Origin of the sequence: Paraburkholderia sp. BL18I3N2 (assembly GCF_003001875.1) — a bacterium.
GTDB lineage: Bacteria > Pseudomonadota > Gammaproteobacteria > Burkholderiales > Burkholderiaceae > Paraburkholderia > Paraburkholderia phytofirmans.
In genome coordinates, this window is sequence record NZ_PVNC01000006.1 from 145,911 (window position 1) to 167,931 (window position 22,021).

The window sequence follows — 22,021 nt, forward strand, 5'->3', positions numbered from 1 at the left end:
CGTGCTGACCCGCGTAAAGCGTGCTGACGCGATTGAAAATATTTCGTCTGGAGAGAGGAGGGCAACAGAAGACGATATGCCCTTGCCGTGAGGCATAGCCCTTGCGGGACGTTCGACCAGCAGCGCGATATATCACCTACGCGCGCTGTCCATCTACCCTCGGAGACTTTGATGAAACATACAAAAGCATTGCTGGTGTCGGTACTCGTTGCGATGTCGGGCTCAGCGTTCGCACAAGCGGGCGGCGGCAACGGTAACGGCGGCAACAGTGGCTCCGGCGGCTCGGGTAACGCTCACGGCGCGGCGACCGCGGCCCCGACCACGGACGGACAACCTACATCGGGAGCGATGAGTTCCAGCGGCTCCAAATCGCATCACATGTCCAAGTCGAAAATGAAGAAGCCGAAGACTGACTCGACCAATATGCCGGGCGCGGATGCGAGTAGCGATACGAAAGGTCAGTGAGCGCGCGGTGAAGCGGCGGCGCTAACGCGACAAGTCAAGAAGCGCGAAGCGCCGCAATCTCTCCAGGTTCTAATTTCAAAGCTTTAAGGCGCGGTCTGTTTCACTGCCCGCGAAGCACCCGCCGCGCGCCCGCCCGTTCGCCGTGCAGCTTGCGCACCAGACTTCGCATCGACCTTTGCGGCTGCCGCCTTGCGCACCACGCGCGACTTCTTCAGCAAACTCGTAATCGAATCGTCGATGCTTTCCGTCACCGCCGATTCGCGCGCCTTGCGGCCTTTCGCGCCGGCCTGCCGCGCGAGCTTCGCGGCGCGTTTCTCCGCCTGCGCGAGCAACGTGGCCAAGGCGACTTCATCCACTCTCAGCCCGCGGCGCGATTCCGCGGGCGCGAGACGCTGCAATTCGTCCGCTTCGAACGAGCTGATCACGGCGGGATGGATGTAGCAACGCCTGCACACGGCCGGCGTATTGCGCAATAACGCCGCCACGTCCTTCACGGTCGCAACGATATGACGGCGCGCTTCCGCCGCACTGCTGCACATCAGGCGACGCAGCGCAGCCAGCGCATAGACGCTGCCGGCCCACGTGCGGTAGTCCTTGGCCGTGAAATCCGCGCCGCTCGCGCGACGCAGATAGTCGTTGATATCGGCGGAGCCGACGGTGCGGCGCGTGCCGTCTTCGTCGAGATACTGGAACAGGTCGTGGCCCGGCAGTTCGGCGCAACGCCGCACGATGCGTTTGACGCGCGGATTGTTCACCGTCACGTCGTGCTCGATGCCGCTCTTGCCGCGAAACTTGAAGCGCAACTGGCCGGCTTCGATCTTCACGTGCTTCTTGCGCAGCGTCGTCAAACCGTACGACTGGTTATCGCGCGCGTATTCGACGCTGCCGATCCGGATCAGCGTCGTGTCGAGCAATTGCACGATCGCGGCGATGACTTTGTCGCACGGCATGCCCGGCAGATTCAGATCGCGCGCGACACGGGCGCGGATCTTCGGCAATGCACGGCCGAACTCGGCCATGCGCTCGTATTTGTCCGCGTCGCGCGTTTCACGCCAGCGCGGGTGATAGCGGTATTGCTTGCGGCCGCGCGCATCGCGACCCGTCGCCTGGATATGGCCACGCGCATCCGGACAGATCCACACGCTTTCATACGCCGGCGGAATGGCAAGCGCGTTGATGCGTTTGATTTCGTCTTCATCGACGATGCGTTTGCCCGCCACGTCGAAATACGCGAAGCCGTCTTTTTCACGCTGACGCGTGATACCGGGTTTCGTGTCGTCGGCATGGCGCAAACCCGGCGGCATGGCGGTGGGCGTCGGCTGTTTCGCGCTGTCGTCGTCCGTGCGTTCAGGGCGGCGTTGAATCGGGGTGGAGGTGGCAGCCATCGTCGAAAGTAGAAATTTCAAGCAGAAGGCGCGTGGCGCCGGTGACCGTGCCTGCAAGCAAAGGCAGTGCCCAGCGCCGGCGTTGGCACGGCGGGCATGGTTGCCTGGGTTGCTTCGGATTGCCGCGCGCCTGAGCGGAACAGTCCTTGCGAACTCTCGCTATGGGTAACGAACGAAACGAATCAACCAAGGAGAGCGCCATGAGCAGCACCCTGAATCCCGATGAAGAGCCGCAACAGGTCGTCAAACAAACCGCCGGCACCACCGGCGCGCTCGGTCCCAGCGATTCGTCCGACAGCGGCAGCGATGTCGCCGGTGCGAAGCGTCACGAGTTCGACGTGGATACCGAACTGGACAATCACGCGCTCGAAACCGGCGACACCGAACTCGGCAGCGATACGGATCGTGCCGGCACAGGCGAGCGCGCCGCGGCCGACGGCGATTCCACCCTTGTACCGGACGCCGATATCGAGCCAGACCGGGTGATCGATCCGCTGGCTAACGACGATGACGGCCTCGACGATGACCCGCAAGGCCTTTAAACCGGCCTCAGGCAGCAGCCGTTCGACGAGTAAGTAAAAAAGCGGCCACGCGCGCCGAAGGCATGGGCACGTACTTTGCTGACACGCTATTGACGAACGGGCCGGCCGCGCGGCACAGCCGGTCCAGCAATGAAACGAAGGAGATTAGGCATGGCCAGCACGCTGAATGGTTACAAGGTGGCGGTACTTGCAGTGGACGGATTCGAGCAGGCCGAACTGATCGAGCCGCAACGCGCGCTCATCGAGGCAGGCGCAACGGTGCATGTCATTTCGGCGAAGCCCGGCAAGATTCAGGGTTTCAAGCACGTGGATAAGGGCGACGCCGTCGAGGTGGATACGACGTTCGACAAGGCCAGCGCGGACGACTACGACGCGGTGGTGTTGCCAGGCGGTGTGGTCAACGGCGACGCGATCCGTTTGCTGCCGCAGGCGCAAGCCTTCGTCAAGGCAGCCGACAACGCGAAGAAGCCGATCGCGGTGATCTGCCATGGCGGGTGGTTGCCGGTGTCGGCTGGAATCATCAAGGGCCGCACGATGACGAGTTGGCCGAGCCTGCAGGACGACATTCGCAATGCGGGCGGCACGTGGGTGGACCGGGAAGTGGTCGAGGACGGCAATCTGATCAGTAGCCGCAAACCCGACGATCTGCCGGCCTTCAACAAAACGCTGATTGCGCAGTTGTCGAAACGCAAGGCGGCATGAGTGCGGTGACGAACCGCTCGCGCAGATTGAATGAAGGCTGCGCTCCGTCATATCGGTTCCGCTTCGGCGTATCCGTCGATCTGGGAGAAAATGCATGAAATTCCGGTATTCCCTACAAGCGATGACTGTCGCGCTGAGTTTGAGCGCGGCGTCCATCGGCATGGTCTACGCGCAAGCGAGCGACGCCCCGGCGAGCGATGCGCCGGTCAGCGGCACGAAGCTTTCGCCCGCGGATCAGCAATTCGTGCAGGACGCCTCGCAGTCCGACGCCACCGAAATCGCGGCCAGCAAGGTCGCGCTCAAGAATTCCAGCGATCCGCACGTGAAGAAATTCGCGCAGCAGATGATTACGGATCACACGAAACTCTCGCACGCCATGGCGGCGCTCGTCTCCAAGAAGGGCTTTACTTCGACGCCGTCGGCGGATTCGGCGCTGGTCGGTAAACTTCAGACGCTCAAGGGCAAGGAATTCGATCAGGCCTACGTCGAGCAGGTCGGGGTGGAAGCGCACCAGCGAGCGGTCGATCTGTTCCAGCAGGAAAGCACCAGCGGCACCGACGCGCAACTCAAAGCCGCGGCCCAACATGCGCTGCCGACCATCAAACATCATCTCGCGATGGCGCAGCAACTCGCCGGCGCAATGAAGGGTTCGCCATGAACGCGATCCTGCCGCGGCCGGCCTATGAGGATTCCCTTATGCAGATCACTTTTTCCGACGACAAGCCGGTCTTCGACGGAGCGAATCTGACCCTGCGCTTCATGGCGCGGGTGGACGGCGAACCGGTCGTATGCACGATTACCGCCGAGGCGCTCGAGGATCACTTCGGCGCCGATTCCGCTCTGGAAGCCACGCTAATGTCGGCCTTCGACAAAGGCCGTCAACGTATCCGTTCGGTTTGCGCCGAAGCACTCGACCAGAACGACGGTGAAGGCGTAGTGTTGCATAGCGGACTGTTCAGAGTGGAAGGCATGGAACCGGATCGCGGCACCACGGCGTAGGGCCGGCGCGTGCCGTCGCTCGCGCGCGCTGTGCGGCGTGGCGAAACGCGGCGGCATGGTCCGCAAAACGCTATCCAACGATGCAAGGAGGCCTCATGTCACTCATCGTCGCAGCACGCTTTACGACTTTCCCCGCCGCTGAAGACGCGGCGGCCAAGCTCTTCAAGGCAGGATTCGTCGAGGAAGACGTCACGCTGTTCTTCGTCAATCCACGCGGTCAGCACGCACGCTATCCGATCGGCGGCGACACCGCCACCGATGCCGGCGCGAAGGATGCGCCCAAAGGCGCCGGCATGGGCGTCACGATCGGTGCGGTAGTCGGCGCCGTGGTAGGCGTCGGGATCTTCGCGGCGTTCTCCGCGCCGATCATCGTGTCGTTGATTGCGGCGGGTGTCGGCGCATATGTCGGCTCGCTGGTCGGGGCTATGTCGCTTACGCGCGATGCCGGCCACACAGGGCATCGCTCGGCGTTCCACGAGGAGACGCGCGATTCCGGTGTGCTGGTCGCCGTGCACGTCTCGCCGGACAATCAGTTCGATGCCGCCCGCGTGCTGCGCGAAGCCGGCGGGTCGGCGATCGAGCGGGCGAGCGGCCGCTGGCAGCAGGGGCGCTGGGCCGACTTCGATCCGCTGAAGAAACCGGTGCCGCTCGGCGAATTCAGCGAAAAGAGCGCTTGAGTCGCGGAATGTTCTAATTGCAGTAGCCTTCGTTGCGGTAATTAGCAGAACGGCCCGATTTGATCGGGCCGTTCTTTTTGTGCCTGTCCGTCAGCACTCGAGCAGTATTCAAACGTCTGCTCAAACCCATACTTGCGGCGCACTGCGCTGCGGCTGGGGTGCGCGATCCACCTGACGTTTTTCGCGCGTCGGTTCGCAAGCTGCCGGCACCAATCCTTCATGCATCGCGCCACACGGAGGCGACGCGGCCTGCGCATTTGAAGCCGGCGTTTCCTGCACCAGCACGTGTTCGCGAATCTGCATCACGGCCGCCGAGCTGATGATCGCGACGGCGGCCAGAAATTCTGCGCTCCTGATCTTCATGATGATTCTCCCTGTCGCTGTTGCCTGCCCATTGTTTTCAATCCGTTGGCACGTCTTGCAGTGTGTGGGTTGCTGCGTTGCACGCGTGCTGGGCGGAGCATATTAAGCAACCGCTGTGCCATTGGGCGGAAGGCCGCCGAGCGGGGCTTCGCCGGCAATCACCGCGCGCGGCGGCGGGCAACATTTACGCGTGTTGGCAAAGATTGGACGTGCGCGTCGACGCAGCGCGCAAACGCCCATAGCGCTATGTACCAGGCACGGCCCGTGCGACTACACCTATGAACTCTGTCGCTGGAGAACGAGTGCCTCTGGTAGGGCAACTCATCTGCATCGGCGAATTCCATGACTAACGAAACCCTTGGAGGTATTGGATGGCTACGAACGTTGTTTCCGTGCTGAACGATCTGGTCGAAACGTCGAAGGATGGCGAGAAGGGCTTTCGCAAGGCTGCTGAAGATGCGCACGACGCACAGTTGAAAACGCTATTCCTGTCGCGTGCCGAGGATTGCGCACGCGGCGCGCGTGAGTTGCAGGATGCGGTTCAGGCATTGGGCGGCAAGCCCGAAACGGGCGGCAGCATGAGCGGCGCGCTGCATCGCGGCTGGGTCGACGTGAAGTCGGCCGTGACGAATCGCAGCGACCACGAAATTCTGGCCGAGTGTGAGAAGGGCGAGGACGTCGCGAAGAAGCGCTATCACGATGCACTCGAAAAGGAATTGCCCGCGGATGTGCGGGCGATCGTCGAGCGGCAGTATCAAGGCGTGCTGCAGAATCACGACCGCGTGCGTGATCTGCGCGATCAATATGCGGCGGCGAAGCGTTAAAAGCAGATGAGTGACCGGCGCCCTGCGGGGCGCCGATTGTTTGTTGCTCGTGTCCGGTTGCAAGCGGCTCGATGCGATAGCGAGCCGCACGTAAAAAAGCCATCCGCAATGCGGATGGCTTTTTTCTTTCCTGCAGCAGTAGCATCGGAAAGCGCCAACCGAAGTCGGCGCTGCCGGACGGACCCGCAGCTCTTATTCGGCCGCGATCTTCAAATGGTTCTTCACGCTCGACACGCCCTTCACGGCTTGCACGACTTCGCCAGCCGCTGCCTTGTCCTCGGCCGAAGGCACCGTGCCCGTGAGCCACACCACGCCCTTGCGGGTCTTCACGTGGATATGCGTCGACTTGACGTTCTTCGCGGCCAGCAGATCGGCCTTGACCTTGGTGGTGATGGCGCCGTCGTCGACATGCTGGCCGACGGTCTCCGACGCCGCCGACGGAGCGCTGCTTTGCGCCATGGCATTCGTCGCGTTCAGTGCGAAAGCGACACAAGCGATGCTACCTGCGGTCTTCAGAAGTTGGATGGTCTTCATGGTTTCTCCTTCGGGTGTTGATGAAATTGCGGTCTTGTTGCCTGCGGTCGATCGCGGTCGAAGCCGTTGATGACACGCGTGGGATCGTTGCCGCTACGGTTCCGTCAGGGCCCGTTATCGACACCGGCCGACGGTCTGTGCATGTGTTTCGCTTGCGTGCTATAGCGTCTCGCATGCGCAGACCGGCGTCCGTCCACATAGTGCAAGTACGCAAGCGGTGTGCCCGCCATGGCGTCAAAAGATCGACGTCGCAGGAAAGCCGTTACGACACAGGTATTTAGGCTGAGGAATAAGCCGCCGCGATGCATCGATACGAGCCTCGACGGCTCACCGCGGCAGGGACCGGAATTTGCCGGGTACTTGTAAAAAAGGCGCCTGGCGGCCTACGCAATTGGCGGGCCTGAAAAGACAAAGCGTAGAAAAAACAGGGCTTTGCGCGAGTTGGTACGACAGTTGCTCTAGACGGGCTACTCACCAATTTTCGGCTATCAACGGGACCTCACTACAATGCCTTCTATTGAACTACGCACAAGGCAGTCTCTCGCACTCACGCCGCGTCTTCAGCAATCAGTGCGTCTGTTGCAGTTGTCGTCTCTGGAATTCCAGCAGGAACTGCGTACCGCGCTCGACACCAATCCGTTCCTCGAGTACGACTCGTCGGAGACGGAAGACGTGGCGCTGGCAACCGCGACCTCTGGCGAAGACGGCGGCGCGCTGCCCGCCACCGACACGGTTGCGACCGCCGAACCCGATTCGCTGCCGGCTGAATCCGGCAGCAACGACACACTGGAAAGCGCGGGCCAGGACGATATGCCCGGCGATTTCTCCGGCGACTACAGCAGCCGCAGTTCGACCCGCCAGAACGGCGACTCGGACAGCAGCGACCCCGCCGAATGGGCACGCTCGCAGCCGACCTTGCGCGAGCAGTTGCACGATTCGCTACGCCTCTATCGACTCGACGACCGTGACCGCGCGGTGGCCCGTTTCATCATCGAAGCGCTCGACGACGACGGCTATCTGCGTCAGGAACTCTCCGATCTCGCGGACAGCGTCGATCTCGAACCCGAACTGACGGAAGAAGAATTGCTGGTCGCGCTGCGTCTCGTCCAATCGCTCGATCGTCCGGGCCTGGGTGCCCGCTCGTTGTCCGAATGCCTCTCGCTGCAGGTGAATGCCTTGCCCGCCGACACGCCGGGGCGTGATGTCGCTCGGCAAATCGTCGAACATCATCTGGAACGGCTCGCGCGTCGCGAGCAGGCCGAACTGCAGAAGCAGATCGGCTGCAGCGCCGAAGAACTGCGCGTGGCCTGCGCGCTGGTGCGCAAGCTCGACCCGAAGCCCGGCAACAGCTACGGCCGCACCGAAGACAACTACGTGGTGCCGGACGTGATCGTGCGTCAGGTCCGCAACAAGTGGGTCGTGGCGATCAATCCGGCGGTGCAGCCGCGCGCTCGCATCCATCGCATGTATGCCGAACTGTTCGCGCAGTCGGCGGGCGCAAGCCGCTCGCCGCTCGCACAGCAACTGCAGGAAGCGCGCTGGCTGATCCGTAACGCGCAGCAACGCTTCGATACGATTCAGCGCGTGGCCGAATGCATCGTCGCGCATCAGAAAGCCTTCTTCCAGTACGGCGAAATCGCGCTCAAGCCGATGGTGCTGCGCGATGTCGCCGACGAACTCGGCCTGCACGAATCCACCATCTCGCGCGCCACCGGCAATAAATATATGGCCACGCCGCGCGGTATTTTCGAGTTCAAGCATTTCTTCCCGCGCGAACTGGGCACGGAAAGCGGCGGCACCTGTTCAGCCGCAGCCGTGCGCGCGCTGCTCAAGGAAATGATCGCCGCGGAAAACACACACGATCCGCTTTCGGACGTGACGCTCGCCAAAATGCTCGCCGATCAGGGCGTGCTGGTGGCGCGCCGCACCGTGGCGAAGTACCGGCATCTGATGAAGGTGCCGCCGGCGGAGCTGCGCCGCCAGATTTAAACGCGCCGCGCCCCGCGAACAAGGGGCAACGCCCGAGCGCCGTGCGAGACTGTCCGTTCTCGTGGCGCTTTTTCGTATCTGGACGTTTCACGCGCGCCCCTTTACATTGGCGGGTCCATAGGGAACGGGGCGCAGTCAATGAAGTACTCGAATCTGGTAGAACGCCTGCAAGGCCGGCGCACCTCCGCGTGGGAAATCCATCGTGTCGCGCAGCAGGCGGAGGCGAGAGGTGAAGACGTCATCGTCCTGAGCGTGGGCGACCCCGACTTTGCCACGCCCGCGCCGATCGTCGAACGTGCAATCGAGGCCTTGCGCGGCGGCGATACGCACTACAGTGCCGTGTCCGGCCGCGAGCCGGTGCGCGCGGCGATCGCCGCGGAACACACGCGCATGACCGGCTGCGCAGCGAGCGCCGCCAACGTGATCCTGACCGCGGGGGCGCAGAACGGCGTGTTCGCCGCGTCGCTGTGTCTGCTGGAAGCGGGCGATGAAGTGATCGTCCCCGAGCCCATGTATCTCACATACGAGGCCTGCGTGCGCGCGGCCGGCGCCACGCTCGTGACGGTGCCGGTCGATCCGGCGCGGGCGTTTCACGTCGACTGCGACGCGCTCGAAGCCGCCGTTACGTCGCGCACCAAAGCCATCTTCTTCGCGACGCCCTGCAATCCGACCGGCGTGGTCATGCAACGCGCCGATCTCGAACGTATTGCGCGGCTCGCGTGCCGGCACGACCTATGGGTGCTCTCCGACGAGGTCTACGCCGAACTGACGTTCGAACGCGAGCACGTGAGCATCGCCGCGCTGCCCGGCATGGCGGAGCGCACCGTGACGCTCGGCAGCCTGTCGAAATCGCATGCCATGGCCGGTTGGCGCGTGGGCTGGGCGATCGCTCCCACCGAGTTGATCGAGCACATGGGGCGGCTCGCGCTGGCCATGCTTTACGGCCTGCCCGGCTTCATCCAGCAGGCCGCATTGACGGCGGTGCAGCACAAGGCGCGGATCGCCGCCGAGATGCGCGAGATCTACCGGCGCCGGCGCGACGTGGTGTTCGAGCGTTTGCATCGTGTGCCCAAGTTGCGATGCCTGTTGCCCGAGGCGGGCATGTTCATGATGGTCGACGTGAGCGGCACGGGCCTCGATACGGTCGACTTCACCTGGCAGCTGTTTCGCGCGCAGGGCGTGTCGCTGCTCGACGCGAGCGCTTTCGGCGAGACGGCGAAGGGTTTCGTGCGGCTGGGTTTCGTCGTCGACGAGGCCAGTCTGATCGATGCGTGCGAACGTATCGCTGCATTCGTCGGCGGGTTGCCGGGTCGTTGAGTCTTTCGCCAACGTTTCGTTTGCTTTTCGATTGGCGTAACGCGGCGATGCGTCGTGGGAGGAATGCGTGTTCTCGCCAGTTTTCGATTGACGCCGCAAATGCTTGCGTCAAAAATCGAGCGCCGAGTTCGTCTTCAGCTTTGACCTGCGGGACATCGGCGTCTATCGACTCTCGGTCGGAAAACTCATGGGCCTTCGCTTCACCTTCTGGTTGCGCCAATCACTGATGGCAGGATCCATGGCGGCCGCGCTCGTCGCGATGACGCTTGTGCTGCTCGCGCTCGCCACGTTCAGCACCATGTGCGCGGCGGCTGAACCGGACGATTCGCCAGAAGCCGCCGCCAGCGCCGACACTGAGGCATCGGCGCCGGACGCGCCCCGCTTCGTGAGCGGCCAGCCCAATCAGCGCGCGGAGCCGAACGGCCAACCGCTGCAGGATTCGCACGCGGCTCCGACACGCGCGCCCCGGCAGCCACGGGCGGTCGCGTCGGCGCAGAACGAAGCGTCGGGTAGCACGGCGCAGCGCAACGCGAAAGCCGAGCCGGCAGCGATTCCCGTGCCGCCGGAAACCTCGTCGGTTACGCAGCATTCCATTCGGCTCGATGGCCGCAAAATCGACTACACGGCCACCGCAGGCAACCTGCTGTTGCGCGACAAGACAGGGCAGGCCAACGCGAGCGTCTTTTACGTTGCCTACACCGTCGCGAGTAAAACGCCGCAGACGCGGCCGGTTACGTTTCTGTTCAACGGCGGTCCGGGCGCCGGCACCATCTTTCTGATGATCGGCTCATTCGGGCCGAAGCGGGTGCGCACCGCGAGTCCCGATATCACGCCGCCCGCACCGTACACGCTCGCCGACAATCCCGACAGCCTGCTCGATAGCACCGACCTCGTCTTTATCGACGCCGTCGGCGCGGGCTTGTCGCGCGTCGTCGGTCATGGAACGGGCAAAGACTTCTGGGGCGTCGACAAGGATGTCGACGCGTTTTCGCAATTCATCGACCGCTATCTGACGGTGAACCAGCGCTGGAATTCGCCGAAGTATCTGCTCGGCGAATCGTATGGGACCGCGCGCGCCGCGATGCTCGCGTATCAGTTGGGGCAGAACAATATCGCGCTTAACGGCGTGATCCTGATGTCGTCGGTGCTCGATTCGGCCGCGTTTTCGGCTGGCTCGGATTTCAAGAGCGAAAGCTATCTGCCGAGCTTCGCGGCGATCGCCTGGTATCACGACAAGATCGTACCGAAGCCGGCCAGTCTGCCAGCCTTTCTCGACGAAGCCCGCGCGTTCGCACGCGGCCCGTATGCGCAAGCCCTCGCACAAGGCGACGCGCTGCCCGAGGCCGAGCGCGACGCAATCGCCGCGCGTGTCGCGCAATTCACCGGCCTCGATGTCGCCTATGTGAAGCGCAGCCGCCTGCGTCTCTATCCGTCGCGTTATCGCAGTGAATTGCTGCGCGATCAGGCGCGTAGCGTTGGCCGTTACGATGCGCGCTTTGAAGGCATCGACTTCGACAGCGTCGCCGATCGCCCCGATTACGATGCGTCGGTGAGCAGCGTGTCGAGTGCTTTCGACGCGGCGCTCCACCAGCATTTCGCTCAGGACCTGCACTTCACGCCGGCCGACCGCTACCGCGTCTTCAACGACGAAGCGTTGACGCAATGGGACTGGAAGCATCGCGAATGGTGGGGCGAGCGTTTGCCCGTACCGTATGCGGCGGGGGATCTGGCCGAAGCGATGCGGCAGAATCCGCAATTGCGCGTGATGTCGGTGAACGGCTATTTCGATCTGGCCACGCCGTTCTACGCGACCGAATATGCGCTCGCGCACCTTGGCGTGGACGGGCCGCTGCGCGCCAATGTGCACATCGCCTACTATCCGACCGGGCACATGATCTATCTCGACGACGCGGCCTTGCACACGCTCAGGCGCGATCTGGCGAGTTTCTATGCAGCGGGTGCGCGCTAGCCGGTTCCGAACGACTCGCAGCGCGGTCGGGGCTTGCCTCGCAACCGGATTCGGCGTGTTCCGTTGAACGGTATAATTCGCTGCAACGTTCAAGCGTGACTGCAACGTTGCAACGCATCGTGTTTGGACACTCTCCCACGGCCTGAAAACCGCTCGCTCAACCGGCTTCACCGACCGCTGCCCATGCCATTTCTCCCGATCCAGTCCTTCACGCGCAAACGGCTCTCCGACGTGGTGTCCGACCAGATCAAGCAACTGATCTCGGACGGCACGCTGATGCCCGGCGACCGCTTGCCGGCCGAACGCGATCTGGCGACGCAGCTCGGCGTGTCGCGGCCGTCGTTGCGGGAAGCGCTGATTCGGCTCGAAGCGGACGGCTACATCGAGACATCGGGGCGGGGCGGTTTTACGGTGGTCGATGTCACGGCGCCGATCATCTCCAAGCCGCTCGCCGAGCTGTTGTTGCAGAATCCGCGCACCAGTGCCGATATTCTTGAATTGCGCCAGGGGCTCGAATCGATTTCCACGGTGTATGCCGCCGAGCGCGCCACGGCCGCCGACCTGAAAAACATCAGCGTGGCGTTCGAGGCGTTGAAGGCCGGCTCGCAGTCGCAAGATCGCGTGAACCTCGCGGAACTGGATGCCGCGTTTCACCTCGCGATCGCGGACTCCACGCACAACATCGCGCTCGCGCATGTGATGCACGGCATCCATACGCTGATTCGCGAGGGCATGCGCCAGTATCATCGGCTGATCGATTACGACGACGCGATGGAAAAGCAACTGATGAGCCAGCATCAGGCCATCTACGACGCCGTCATGGCGCGCGACGCGCAAAAGGCGCGCAAGGCCGCCGAGCGTCATCTGACCTTCGTGCGCGAGATGTACAAGGAAGATGCGGCGAAGCCTTCGTCGAGCGCGGTTTCGTAATTGCGCGGGCGCCCGCGCGCCGACCGGCATCGGGCGCTTTCAGTTTCCGCCCTCAATCATCCTTGTCCCGCGTGGTGGTCCATCAACGCGAGAAGTGAAGCGCTTGGACCCTCCCTCCTGATGCATGACCGACCCCTCGCTGAAAGACCGCGCGCTTAGCTCCCGCCACTTGCGGCCAGTGCGCAAGGAAACCCGCACCGCCGTCACGATGGCTCGAGTAGTCCTGCGGCGTCTTTATGTGTCGTATAAGGCACATTAATAGACAAAATACGGATAATGTGCTTTATACGACACATAATTTTGAGTCAATAGCGTATCTCTTGAGATACAATATCGACCTGATTGCCCTTAACGTATCGCAGGTGGCACATGGACCTCTTCGAACTTGGCGAAACATTTCGCCTCGCCCGGCTTGCCGCAAACAAGACTCAGCAGCAGGTTGCCGAGCAAAGCGGCATCACTCGCGCGCGGATTAGCCGTTTTGAGACCGGACTGCTTCCCGAACTCGGCACAGTCAAGCTGCTGAGTCTCTTCGAGGCGGTGGGGCTCGAGCTTTTGGCTCGTCCAATAGGCCATCGGCGTACGCTTGACGACGTTCTCGCCGAACAGCGAACGCCTGCTGTTCCCGTCGACGAAACCCGGCGGCGTGTTCGGCCCCCGCGCTCCGAGGCCAGTGTCAGCACTACCGGAAAGCGCGAATAGGTCATGGCCGTACTCGACATCTACTGCAACACCACGTTGGTCGGGACACTGACGGAAGAGGCGCACAGTGGCGTCTTCACCTATCTGCCCGGTACGTCCACGGCCGACGTCGTCTCGCTTCTCATGCCGGTACGAAACGGGTCGTACACCTGGCCCGGAGGCATCATGCCTTCGTTTCAGATGAATCTGCCTGAAGGCTTCAAGAAGGACCTCATTCGTCAACATCTCGGCCCTCACGCGGACGTGAGCGATATGGGGCTTCTCGCACTAACGGGAGCAAACACCATCGGGCGGGTAAGAGCAATCCCGCACGGGGCGCCGCTTGCTATTGCGCGGTCTAAGTTCGATATGGCGACGCTTCTCGCGAGCCCGGACTCCAGAGATAACCTGCTCAAACACCTTGAGGCAGGCATCAGCGAGGGTGTTTCGGGGGTCATGCCCAAAACACTGGCTTCCGGTGAGGAGAAGGCGACCGTCTGGACGGACGAGTACATCCTCAAGACTGGTCCGGTTGACCTGCCGGGGCTCAGCATCAACGAATACCTCTGCCTTGAGGTCGCGAGGAACACGGACCTGAATGTTCCGGAAACGCGCCTTTCGGAGGACGGCCGTGTGCTCGCGATACGGCGCTTCGATCTGGAAGCGGATGGCACGCGCGTCGGGGTCGAGGATTTTTGCGCGTTGAAGGGCTTTGATCCTGTACGCAAATACCAGGGCACCGTCGAAGACCTTGCGAAACTCTGTAATCAGTATCTCGGGGTGGATCATCGCAAAGACAGCAAGCGCAAGCTGTTCCTGCTGTTGCTGCTGAACTATGCGCTGCGTAACGCTGACGCGCACATGAAGAACTACGCGTTGACGTACACGAACGAGCGGGACGCTCGCCTTTCTCCTGTGTACGACATCGTGACTGTCACCGCTTATCCTCGCTATCAGGATGACGCACCGGCGTTGTCGCTGAAAGGCAAAAAACTGTGGTGTTGCGGTAAGGCCCTGTTCGAATACGGCGGTGCGCGATTGAGTCTCTCGCCAACGGATATGAACGCAGCGCTTGAACAGGTGGTAAGCGCGGTGCAGAAGGTGCTTCCGCTGGTCAGCGCATACACGGAGCGTTATCCCGAGTTCAGGAATGTGGGCAAGCGAATGCTGGAGGCGTGGGCGCGAGGTCTCGAGGACATCAAGCCAGATGCGAAGCCTGGAAAGGGCGTGCCCGCGCCTTTGCGGGAACAGGCGGGATTGTCCAAAACGCATTCGGACGTGAGGCGAAAAACCGATAACCCTTATATCGACCCGAACGGACCGTTTGGTCACAAGTCTCGATAGCTGGCTGTAGCGCTTCCGATTCCCGCAGCGCAAGCTGTCATCTCTCGCCAGCGCGCCATTGACATGCTTTCGCGACTTCCCTTATATTCTTGGTCAGACCAACCTGACCAGTCTGGCTGAAACGGCTGAAACTCTGTCATGTGGCCGTCGCCCATGCCGTGCCACGATCGTTCCGCAACGCGATTCCGCAGTAGAGTAGGTGAATCGCCGGCTGCTGCTTTTTCTTTCAAAGAGCCTATGAAAGTCGCCCTGTTCATCCCGTGTTTCATCGACGCGTTCTATCCCGAAGTAGGGATCGCCACGCTCGAATTGCTCGAACGCTTCGGCATACAGGTCGACTATCCGCAGGAGCAAACCTGCTGCGGCCAGCCGATGGCCAACAGCGGCGCGCATGCCGAGGCGGCCGGCACCGAGCGTGTGTTCGCGCGCAACTTCGCGGGCTACGACTACATCGTCGGGCCGTCGGCGAGCTGCATCCATCACGTGCGCGAGCATTTGACCGCGCTCGAACAAACCGACGAAGTGAAGAAGGTACGCGCGAACGCCTATGAACTCGTCGAGTTTCTGCACGACGTGGTCGGCGCGCGTGAATTTCCCTGGGCCGAGTTTCCGCATCGCGTGGGCTTGCATAACAGTTGCAGCGCGTTGCGGCATCTGAAAGAAGCGTCGATTTCGGAAGTGGCGGGCACGCCGTTTTCGAAGCCGCGCACCTTGCTCGAAGGCGTGAAGGGCATCGAGTTCGTCAAGCCGGCGCGGCCCGACGAATGCTGCGGTTTCGGCGGCACGTTCTCCGTCACCGAAGAGCCAGTGTCGGTACGCATGGGGCAGGACAAGGTGCGCGATCATCTGAACGCGGGCGCCGAATACATCGTCTCGGGCGACATGTCGTGTCTGATGCATCAGCAAGGCTGCGCGGAACGCATGAAAGCCGACGCGCGCTTCATTCATATCGCGCAGGTCCTCAACGGAGCACGCGCATGAGCAACCGGATCGATCACGCGAAAGCCGCGGGCGCTTTCATCGGCAAGACAGAGCACGTGGCGTTTCATGACAAACGTCTGTGGGATTTGCGTGAGAAGCGCGACGTGCAGGCGCACGGCATCGCCGAATGGGAGACGATGCGCGAACTGGCGTCGGGTATCAAGGAACACACGCTGTCGAACCTCTCGCAGTATCTCGAACAGTTCGCGGCGGCCGCCGAGGCCAACGGCGTGACGGTTCACTGGGCCGCTACCGCCGAAGAGCACAACGCGCTCGTGCACCAGATCATGTCGGAGCGCGGCATGACCACGCTCGTCAAAAGCAAGTCGATGCTCACCGACGAATGCAAGATGCGCGAGTATCTCGAACCGCGCGGCATCACGGTGATGGAAACGGACCTGGGCGAACGCATCCAGCAACTCGATCATCAGGACCCGAGCCATATGGTGGTGCCGGCGGTCCACAAACTGCGTGCCGATGTCGCCGAACTGTTCGGCCGCACCATCGGCACCGATCCGAAGAACAGCGACATCCACTATCTCGCGGAAAGCCAGCGGATGAACACGCGGCCGTACTTCGTGCGCGAGAAGACCGCCGGCATGACTGGCTGCAATTTCGCGGTGGCGGAGACCGGCACGGTCGTGGTGTGTACGAACGAAGGCAATGCGGATCTGTCGGCGAATGTGCCGCCTTTGCATATCGCGTCGATTGGAATCGAGAAGCTCATTCCGAAAGTGTCGGACCTCGGCGTGTTCATCCGCATGTTGTCGCGCAGCGCGCTCGGCTCGCCGATCACGCAATACACCTCGCATTTCCGCGCGCCGCGTCCGGGCACGGAGATGCATTTCATCCTCGTCGATCACGGCCGCTCGGAGCGGCTCGCGATGGAGGACTTCTGGTACTCGCTCAAATGCATTCGCTGCGGCGCGTGCATGAATACGTGTCCCGTGTACCGGCGCAGCGGCGGGCTGTCGTACGGCGGCACATACTCGGGACCGATTGGCGCGATCATCAATCCGACTTTCGATCTGAAGCGCTATAGCGCGCTGCCGTTCGCGTCGACGCTCAATGGCAGTTGCACCAACGTGTGTCCGGTGAAAATCAATATTCACGAGCAGATCTACAAGTGGCGCACGGTGATCGCCGAGCGCCATGAAGTGCCGTTCGTGAAGCAGGAAGTGCTGAAGATGGCGGGGCGTTTGCTGGCGAGCCCGACGTTGTATCGCGCGACGGTGTCGTCGATGGGCAGCGCGCTGCGGCGGCTGCCGAATTTCGTGCTGTATAACCCGCTCAATATCTGGGGCAAGCAACGCGAGTTGCCGGAGGCGCCGAAGCTGACCTTCCACGCCTGGTACAAAAAGAATCGTGGAGACGGCAATGGCAACGCGTGAGGCTTTTCTGGACAGGGTTCGCCAAGCACAGCCGCCGTCGCGGCCACGGCCCGAGGTGCCACTTTTCGACGCGGCGGGCGGCGATCTGCGCGCGCGCTTCACGGCGGCCTTGCAGGCGATGGGCGGCACCTGCGTCGAAGCCACGTCCGCGACCGACGTGAGCGGGCTAATTCGCGAACGCTTCGGCGCTGAGGCCTCAGTGGCCTCGGCGGCCACTGAGGTGCCGGGCACGCGCGCGCTCACCGCCGATACGGAACCCGCTTCGTTGCAGGATATCGACGTCGGCGTGGTGCGGGCGCGCTTCGGCGTCGCCGAAACCGGCTCGGTGTGGTTCAGCGAACGGGAGTACGTGGTTAACGCGCTGGGCTACATCGTGCAGCATCTGGTCGTGCTGCTCGATCCGGCGCAATTGATCGACGGTTTGCAGGACGTGTACCGGCGTGACGATTTCCGCGATGCGCGTTACGCGGCGCTCGTCACCGGACCGTCGGCGACGGCGGATATCGAGGGCGTGCTGATTCGCGGCGCGCAAGGCGTGCGTTCGTTGACGGTGGTGTGGCTGGCGGCGCAATGAAAATGCGGTAGCGGCGGCATGATCGAATCGCACACTGCGGCATTCCGTCCGATAAGCCTGCCACTCTGCCGATCGCGGCGGGCGTCTTGGGTCACGTGCGCATGGGGTTCGTCGAAAACGCGGTGGTCGGGCTCGCCACGGATTTTGCTATCATCACTGTATAAACATACAGGTTTCATGAAAGTGCCGTGGCAACAACTGCTTCTCCCTACGCTCTCTACTATCTGCTGAACTTCGAGTGCGCCCTCGCGTGGCTCGCGCAGCGTTACGACGATCTGTTCGACGCACGCGAGCAAGCGTTTCTGCGCGAGTTCGCCGCGTTGCCTCAGTCATCGCGTGCGCTGCTGGTTCGCATGCTGATGCGCAAAGGCACGCTGTTCCGCGCAAGCCGCCTGTCTTACCACGAGATCGGCTGCCCGTTACAGGCGGCCGCGCCGATCGCGGCCCTCGGCTGGGTCGACACCGAACCGAGGCTCACGCTCGACGAACTGTTCGCGGTTACCACGCGTCCCGGGTTGATGGAGATATTCGCGGATGCCATCGCGATGATTCCGGGCGCGCGGAACCTGCGCAAGCCGGATCTGCTGGAAACATTGCGCCCGTTTTATGCAAGCGAAATCGACGAGCAAGACGCCACGGCGCGTCCGCTTTCGGCATGGCATAGCCGAACGGAGGACCGCGTTTTTCACGTGGCGATCGCGCCGCTTTGCGAACGCTTGCGGTTGATGTTCTTCGGCAACTTGCAGCAGGAATGGTCGGAGTTCGTGCTCGCCGATCTCGGTGTATTCCAGTACGAGAACGTGGCGTTCGCGCCTTCGTCGCGCGCGTTTCAGCAGCGCGCGGACGTCGACGTCTATCTCGCGCTGCACGCATGCCGTGAAGCGCTCGAATGCTTGCCCGGTGACGAGACGGAAGCCGTCGCGGTCGAAGAGATCGTCGCCACTGTCGTCGCCATTGAAACTGCCAACCCCTGGCTCGAAACGCGGCGCGCGAAACTGTTGTTCCGCATCGGCTACCTGTGCGAGCGTCGGCAGAACTGGGTGGCCGCGCTCGCCGTTTATGAGCGTTGCGCGTGGCCCGGCGCGCGTCATCGGCGCATGCGGGTGCTGGAACGCAGCGAGCGTTTCGGCGATGCTTTCGCGCTGGCCTCGCAAGCCGCCGCCGCACCGGAGAGCGAAGAAGAGGCGCAACGCGTCGCGCGTATGCTGCCGCGTTTGCAGCGCAAGCGCGGCGAACCGGTCGCGCGCGTGCCTGCCGCTCGCCCGGTCGAGCGCAGCACGCTCGTGTTGCCGCGACCCGAAACGCCGACGCCGGTCGAATACGTGGCCCGCGATCATTTGACATGCGAGAGCGCGCCGGTGCACTACGTCGAGAACGCGCTGATCAACTCGTTGTTCGGGCTATTGTGTTGGGAGCCGGTTTTCGCGGCGTTGCCCGGCGCGTTTTTTCATCCGTTCCAGCGCGGTCCCGCCGATCTGCACGCGCCGGACTTTCATGCGCGCCGCGCTGAGCAGTTCGCCGCGTGTCTCGAACAACTCGATAGCGGTGTCTATCGCGAGACGATCGTGCGGCATCTGCATGGCAAGGCAGGGCTGCAATCGCCGTTCGTGTTCTGGGGGCTGCTCACGCCGGAGCTGGTTGCGTTGGCGCTCGACTGTCTGCCGGCCGCGCATCTGAAGCTGTGGTTCGAACGCTTGCTGCGTGACGTCCGCGGCAATCGCTCCGGTTTGCCGGACCTGATCCGCTTCTGGCCGGCCGAACGCCGCTATGAGTTGATCGAAGTGAAGGGCCCGGGCGACCGCTTGCAGGACAACCAGATTCGCTGGCTCGCGTATTGCGCGCAGCACGGCATGCCGGTGCGCGTGCTCGATGTGCGCTGGGCCGATGAAGCGGTAGTCGCGGAAGGTGGCGCGGCGGAAGCTGCCGCCCAGGCCGCCACCGAGGCCGTCCCTGAGGCCGCCGTCAACTTTACTGTCGAGGTCGCTGCCGAGGCCTCCACCAACGCCACTATCGAGGTCGCCACCAAGCCCGCCACAAACACCATCACCCCAACCACCGAGGCCCGCGCATGACCTACGTGGTCGCTGTGCGAGCGATGTGCGAGTTCACCGCGAGGCGTGGCGATCTGGATCTGCGCTTCACGCCTGCACCGACCTCGCTCGAAGGCATGGCGGGCCACGTGACCGTCGCCGGCCGGCGCGCGAGCGGCTATGAAACCGAGATCACGCTGACCGGCACGCACCGCAATCTGACCGTGCGCGGGCGCGCCGACGGCTACGATCCCGTCGCGAACCGCGTGAAAGAGGTCAAGACGCATCGCGGCGATCTCGAACGCATGCCGGCCAATCATCGCACGCTGCACTGGGCGCAGGCGCTCGTCTACGGTCATCTGCTGTGCCGGACGCGGGAGCTAACGGAGCTGACCGTAGCGCTGGTGTACTTCGATATCGGCACGCAGAAAGAGGTACTGCTGACGCAAACGCACACCGCGCGCGACCTGGAAATTTTCTTCGTCGAGCAATGCGAATGCTTTCTCGATTGGGCGGTGCAGGAAGAAGCGCATCGGGCCGAGCGCAACGCGGCGCTCGGCGCGCTGCAGTTTCCGCACGGGCAGTTTCGCAGTGGGCAGCGCGAGCTGGCGGTGTCGGTGTATCGCGCGGCGCGCGACGGCAAGCCTTTGATGGCGCAGGCGCCGACCGGCATCGGCAAAACGCTCGCGACGATTTTCCCCTTGCTCAAGGCGTGCGCTGCGGACCAGATCGAGCGGATATTCTTTCTGACCGCCAAGACGCCGGGCCGCGCGCTGGCATTGGACGCGATCGAAACACTCCATCAAGGCGCCACGCGTCTGCCGTTAAGAACCCTCGAACTGGTCGCGCGCGACAAAGCCTGCGAGCATCCCGACAAAGCCTGCAACGGCGAATCCTGTCCGCTTGCGCGCGGCTTCTACGACCGGCTCGACGCGGCCCGCAGCGCGGCGCTGGCCGGTCCGCGCCTCGACCGCGCGGCGGTGCGCGAAGCGGCGCTCGCCAACGAGGTCTGTCCATACTATCTCGCACAGGAACTGGCGCGTTGGGCCGACGTGGTGGTCGGCGATTACAACTACTACTACGACAGCAGCGCGATGCTGTACGCGCTTACGCAGATCAACCAGTGGCGCGTCGGCGTGCTGGTGGACGAGGCGCACAATCTGCTCGACCGCGCGCGGCGCATGTACAGCGCGTCGCTCGATCAGGCCGCGTTCCGGCTCGCGCGCAAGACGGCGCCGGCCACCTTGCGCAAGCCGCTCGAGCGGCTGCAACGCGAGTGGAGCGCCGTCAAGCGCGCGCAGACCGCGACCTATCAGGTTTATGCCGAGGTCCCCCGTAAACTGCTCTCGGCCGCGCAGAATCTGATCGGCGCCGTCACCGATCAACTGGCGGAAGCACCGCTGACCATCGACGAAGCGTCGCTGCGTTTTTTCTTCGACGCGATGCATTTCGTCGCGCTGGCCGAGCAGTTCGGCGAGCATTCGATCTTCGATATCACGCTCGCCACAGACCGTTACGCGCCGCGCGACAAAACGAATGCCACGCTGTGCGTTCGCAACGTGATTCCCGCGCCGTTTCTCGCGCCTCGCTACGCGGCCGCGCGCACCACGGTGATGTTCTCCGGCACGCTCAACCCGCATCATTTCTATCGCGACACGCTGGGCCTGCCCGAAAAGACCCAATGGCTCGACGTGGAAGGGCCCTTTCGCGCCGAGCAGTTGCAGGTGCGCGTGGCCGGCAACGTATCGACGCGTTGGCGCGACCGCGAGCGTTCCCTCATGCCGATCGTCGATCTGATCGCGAAGCAATACGCGGCGCAGCCGGGCAACTATCTGGGCTTTCTGAGCAGCTTCGAGTATCTGCAGCGCGTGGTCGCGCTGATGCGCGAGCGGCATCCGGAGTTGCCGGTCTGGGCGCAGGAACCCGGCATGGACGAAACGGCGCGCGACGCTTTTCTCGCGCGCTTTCGCACCATGGACCAGGGCGTGGGCTTCGCGGTGCTCGGCGGCGCGTTTTCGGAAGGCGTCGATCTGGTCGGCCAGCAATTGATCGGCGCGTTTATCGCCACGCTCGGTTTGCCGCAGATGAACGAGATCAACGAACAGATGCGTCGCACGATGGAGACGAGGTTCGGCAACGGCTACGACTACATGTATCTGTACCCAGGCTTGCAGAAGGTGGTGCAGGCGGCCGGGCGCGTGATTCGCACGGAGCAGGACCAGGGCGTGGTGCATCTGATCGACGACCGTTATCGGCGGCCGGAAGTGCGGCGCTTGCTGCCGCGCTGGTGGGACGTGCAATAGCGGGGGAGCACGGGGCTTCGT

21 protein-coding genes are annotated in these 22,021 nt (G+C 63.0%); 18 read left to right on the forward strand and 3 right to left on the reverse strand.

Going from position 1 to position 22,021, the window contains the following annotated elements:
• The first annotated feature begins 171 nt into the window (after window positions 1-171).
• Window positions 172-465 carry a hypothetical protein gene (locus tag B0G75_RS18440; RefSeq protein ID WP_181309295.1) on the forward strand — a complete coding sequence of 98 codons (294 nt, stop codon included), beginning with the start codon at window positions 172-174 and terminating at the stop codon, window positions 463-465.
• 83 nt (window positions 466-548) lie between these two features.
• Here the strand turns inward: B0G75_RS18440 and B0G75_RS18445 are convergent, their stop codons facing one another.
• Window positions 549-1,850: a DNA topoisomerase IB gene (locus B0G75_RS18445; RefSeq protein WP_106308393.1), complete on the reverse strand. Its 1,302-nt coding sequence runs from the start codon at window positions 1,848-1,850 to the stop codon at window positions 549-551.
• Between the two features lie 200 nt (window positions 1,851-2,050).
• Here B0G75_RS18445 and B0G75_RS40720 point away from each other — a divergent pair, with 200 nt between their 5' ends.
• The 5 genes from B0G75_RS40720 (at window position 2,051) to B0G75_RS18465 (ending at window position 4,770) form a co-directional block, all read left to right on the forward strand.
• A complete protein-coding gene (locus B0G75_RS40720; RefSeq protein ID WP_012427309.1) occupies window positions 2,051-2,392 on the forward strand; it encodes a hypothetical protein in 342 nt (113 codons plus the stop codon).
• A 150-nt stretch (window positions 2,393-2,542) separates the two neighbouring features.
• Entirely contained in the window at window positions 2,543-3,094 is a 552-nt protein-coding gene (locus tag B0G75_RS18450) for a type 1 glutamine amidotransferase domain-containing protein (RefSeq protein ID WP_106308396.1), read from the forward strand.
• A gap of 94 nt (window positions 3,095-3,188) precedes the next feature.
• Window positions 3,189-3,752: a DUF4142 domain-containing protein gene (locus B0G75_RS18455; RefSeq protein WP_106308399.1), complete on the forward strand. Its 564-nt coding sequence runs from the start codon at window positions 3,189-3,191 to the stop codon at window positions 3,750-3,752.
• Complete coding sequence (locus B0G75_RS18460) at window positions 3,749-4,093, forward strand: DUF1488 domain-containing protein (RefSeq protein ID WP_106308402.1); 345 nt, start codon at window positions 3,749-3,751, stop codon at window positions 4,091-4,093. Before B0G75_RS18455 ends, B0G75_RS18460 begins: the two co-directional genes overlap by 4 nt.
• 95 nt (window positions 4,094-4,188) lie before the next feature.
• Window positions 4,189-4,770: a hypothetical protein gene (locus B0G75_RS18465; protein WP_106308405.1), complete on the forward strand. Its 582-nt coding sequence runs from the start codon at window positions 4,189-4,191 to the stop codon at window positions 4,768-4,770.
• 120 nt (window positions 4,771-4,890) lie between these two features.
• Here the strand turns inward: B0G75_RS18465 and B0G75_RS18470 are convergent, their stop codons facing one another.
• Entirely contained in the window at window positions 4,891-5,133 is a 243-nt protein-coding gene (locus B0G75_RS18470) for a hypothetical protein (protein ID WP_106308408.1), read from the reverse strand.
• Window positions 5,134-5,504: 371 nt separating this feature from the next.
• Here B0G75_RS18470 and B0G75_RS18475 point away from each other — a divergent pair, with 371 nt between their 5' ends.
• Entirely contained in the window at window positions 5,505-5,957 is a 453-nt protein-coding gene (locus B0G75_RS18475; protein WP_106308411.1) for a PA2169 family four-helix-bundle protein, read from the forward strand.
• A 192-nt stretch (window positions 5,958-6,149) separates the two neighbouring features.
• Here the strand turns inward: B0G75_RS18475 and B0G75_RS18480 are convergent, their stop codons facing one another.
• Window positions 6,150-6,491 (reverse strand): BON domain-containing protein, encoded by a 342-nt coding sequence (locus B0G75_RS18480; RefSeq protein ID WP_106308414.1) that lies wholly within the window; start codon window positions 6,489-6,491, stop codon window positions 6,150-6,152.
• Window positions 6,492-6,998: 507 nt separating this feature from the next.
• Here B0G75_RS18480 and B0G75_RS18485 point away from each other — a divergent pair.
• The 11 genes from B0G75_RS18485 to B0G75_RS18535 all read left to right on the forward strand — a co-directional run bounded on the left by B0G75_RS18485 (window position 6,999) and on the right by B0G75_RS18535 (window position 22,000).
• Window positions 6,999-8,480 (forward strand): RNA polymerase factor sigma-54, encoded by a 1,482-nt coding sequence (locus B0G75_RS18485; RefSeq protein ID WP_106308417.1) that lies wholly within the window; start codon window positions 6,999-7,001, stop codon window positions 8,478-8,480.
• A 138-nt stretch (window positions 8,481-8,618) separates the two neighbouring features.
• Window positions 8,619-9,797, forward strand: a complete 1,179-nt coding sequence (locus tag B0G75_RS18490; RefSeq protein WP_106308420.1) for a pyridoxal phosphate-dependent aminotransferase — start codon at window positions 8,619-8,621, stop codon at window positions 9,795-9,797.
• 187 nt (window positions 9,798-9,984) lie between these two features.
• Window positions 9,985-11,766 (forward strand): S10 family peptidase, encoded by a 1,782-nt coding sequence (locus tag B0G75_RS18495; RefSeq protein WP_106309127.1) that lies wholly within the window; start codon window positions 9,985-9,987, stop codon window positions 11,764-11,766.
• Window positions 11,767-11,949: 183 nt separating this feature from the next.
• Window positions 11,950-12,696, forward strand: coding sequence for a FadR/GntR family transcriptional regulator (locus B0G75_RS18500; RefSeq protein ID WP_106308423.1), 747 nt, complete (start codon window positions 11,950-11,952; stop codon window positions 12,694-12,696).
• 369 nt (window positions 12,697-13,065) lie between these two features.
• Window positions 13,066-13,398, forward strand: coding sequence for a helix-turn-helix transcriptional regulator (locus tag B0G75_RS18505; RefSeq protein ID WP_106308426.1), 333 nt, complete (start codon window positions 13,066-13,068; stop codon window positions 13,396-13,398).
• Between the two features lie 3 nt (window positions 13,399-13,401).
• Complete coding sequence (locus B0G75_RS18510; protein ID WP_106308429.1) at window positions 13,402-14,721, forward strand: type II toxin-antitoxin system HipA family toxin; 1,320 nt, start codon at window positions 13,402-13,404, stop codon at window positions 14,719-14,721.
• A 237-nt stretch (window positions 14,722-14,958) separates the two neighbouring features.
• Entirely contained in the window at window positions 14,959-15,702 is a 744-nt protein-coding gene (locus B0G75_RS18515) for a (Fe-S)-binding protein (RefSeq protein WP_106308432.1), read from the forward strand.
• Window positions 15,699-17,093 carry a lactate utilization protein B gene (locus tag B0G75_RS18520; RefSeq protein ID WP_106308435.1) on the forward strand — a complete coding sequence of 465 codons (1,395 nt, stop codon included), beginning with the start codon at window positions 15,699-15,701 and terminating at the stop codon, window positions 17,091-17,093. Before B0G75_RS18515 ends, B0G75_RS18520 begins: the two co-directional genes overlap by 4 nt.
• On the forward strand, window positions 17,080-17,667 hold the full coding sequence (locus B0G75_RS18525; protein WP_106308438.1) for an LUD domain-containing protein: 588 nt from the start codon (window positions 17,080-17,082) through the stop codon (window positions 17,665-17,667). The genes B0G75_RS18520 and B0G75_RS18525 overlap by 14 nt, the downstream gene beginning before the upstream one ends.
• Before the next feature lie 188 nt (window positions 17,668-17,855).
• Window positions 17,856-19,739, forward strand: a complete 1,884-nt coding sequence (locus B0G75_RS18530) for a VRR-NUC domain-containing protein (RefSeq protein ID WP_106308441.1) — start codon at window positions 17,856-17,858, stop codon at window positions 19,737-19,739.
• Entirely contained in the window at window positions 19,736-22,000 is a 2,265-nt protein-coding gene (locus tag B0G75_RS18535) for an ATP-dependent DNA helicase (RefSeq protein WP_106308444.1), read from the forward strand. Before B0G75_RS18530 ends, B0G75_RS18535 begins: the two co-directional genes overlap by 4 nt.
• The last annotated feature ends 21 nt before the right edge of the window (window positions 22,001-22,021 follow it).

Coding starts and splice junctions, on each gene's coding strand:
- B0G75_RS18440 (WP_181309295.1), top strand. CDS start 172: ATGAAACATACAAAAGCATTGCTGGTGTCGGTACTCGTTGCGATGTCG.
- B0G75_RS18445 (WP_106308393.1), bottom strand. CDS start 1,850: ATGGCTGCCACCTCCACCCCGATTCAACGCCGCCCTGAACGCACGGAC.
- B0G75_RS40720 (WP_012427309.1), top strand. CDS start 2,051: ATGAGCAGCACCCTGAATCCCGATGAAGAGCCGCAACAGGTCGTCAAA.
- B0G75_RS18450 (WP_106308396.1), top strand. CDS start 2,543: ATGGCCAGCACGCTGAATGGTTACAAGGTGGCGGTACTTGCAGTGGAC.
- B0G75_RS18455 (WP_106308399.1), top strand. CDS start 3,189: ATGAAATTCCGGTATTCCCTACAAGCGATGACTGTCGCGCTGAGTTTG.
- B0G75_RS18460 (WP_106308402.1), top strand. CDS start 3,749: ATGAACGCGATCCTGCCGCGGCCGGCCTATGAGGATTCCCTTATGCAG.
- B0G75_RS18465 (WP_106308405.1), top strand. CDS start 4,189: ATGTCACTCATCGTCGCAGCACGCTTTACGACTTTCCCCGCCGCTGAA.
- B0G75_RS18470 (WP_106308408.1), bottom strand. CDS start 5,133: ATGAAGATCAGGAGCGCAGAATTTCTGGCCGCCGTCGCGATCATCAGC.
- B0G75_RS18475 (WP_106308411.1), top strand. CDS start 5,505: ATGGCTACGAACGTTGTTTCCGTGCTGAACGATCTGGTCGAAACGTCG.
- B0G75_RS18480 (WP_106308414.1), bottom strand. CDS start 6,491: ATGAAGACCATCCAACTTCTGAAGACCGCAGGTAGCATCGCTTGTGTC.
- B0G75_RS18485 (WP_106308417.1), top strand. CDS start 6,999: ATGCCTTCTATTGAACTACGCACAAGGCAGTCTCTCGCACTCACGCCG.
- B0G75_RS18490 (WP_106308420.1), top strand. CDS start 8,619: ATGAAGTACTCGAATCTGGTAGAACGCCTGCAAGGCCGGCGCACCTCC.
- B0G75_RS18495 (WP_106309127.1), top strand. CDS start 9,985: ATGGGCCTTCGCTTCACCTTCTGGTTGCGCCAATCACTGATGGCAGGA.
- B0G75_RS18500 (WP_106308423.1), top strand. CDS start 11,950: ATGCCATTTCTCCCGATCCAGTCCTTCACGCGCAAACGGCTCTCCGAC.
- B0G75_RS18505 (WP_106308426.1), top strand. CDS start 13,066: ATGGACCTCTTCGAACTTGGCGAAACATTTCGCCTCGCCCGGCTTGCC.
- B0G75_RS18510 (WP_106308429.1), top strand. CDS start 13,402: ATGGCCGTACTCGACATCTACTGCAACACCACGTTGGTCGGGACACTG.
- B0G75_RS18515 (WP_106308432.1), top strand. CDS start 14,959: ATGAAAGTCGCCCTGTTCATCCCGTGTTTCATCGACGCGTTCTATCCC.
- B0G75_RS18520 (WP_106308435.1), top strand. CDS start 15,699: ATGAGCAACCGGATCGATCACGCGAAAGCCGCGGGCGCTTTCATCGGC.
- B0G75_RS18525 (WP_106308438.1), top strand. CDS start 17,080: ATGGCAACGCGTGAGGCTTTTCTGGACAGGGTTCGCCAAGCACAGCCG.
- B0G75_RS18535 (WP_106308444.1), top strand. CDS start 19,736: ATGACCTACGTGGTCGCTGTGCGAGCGATGTGCGAGTTCACCGCGAGG.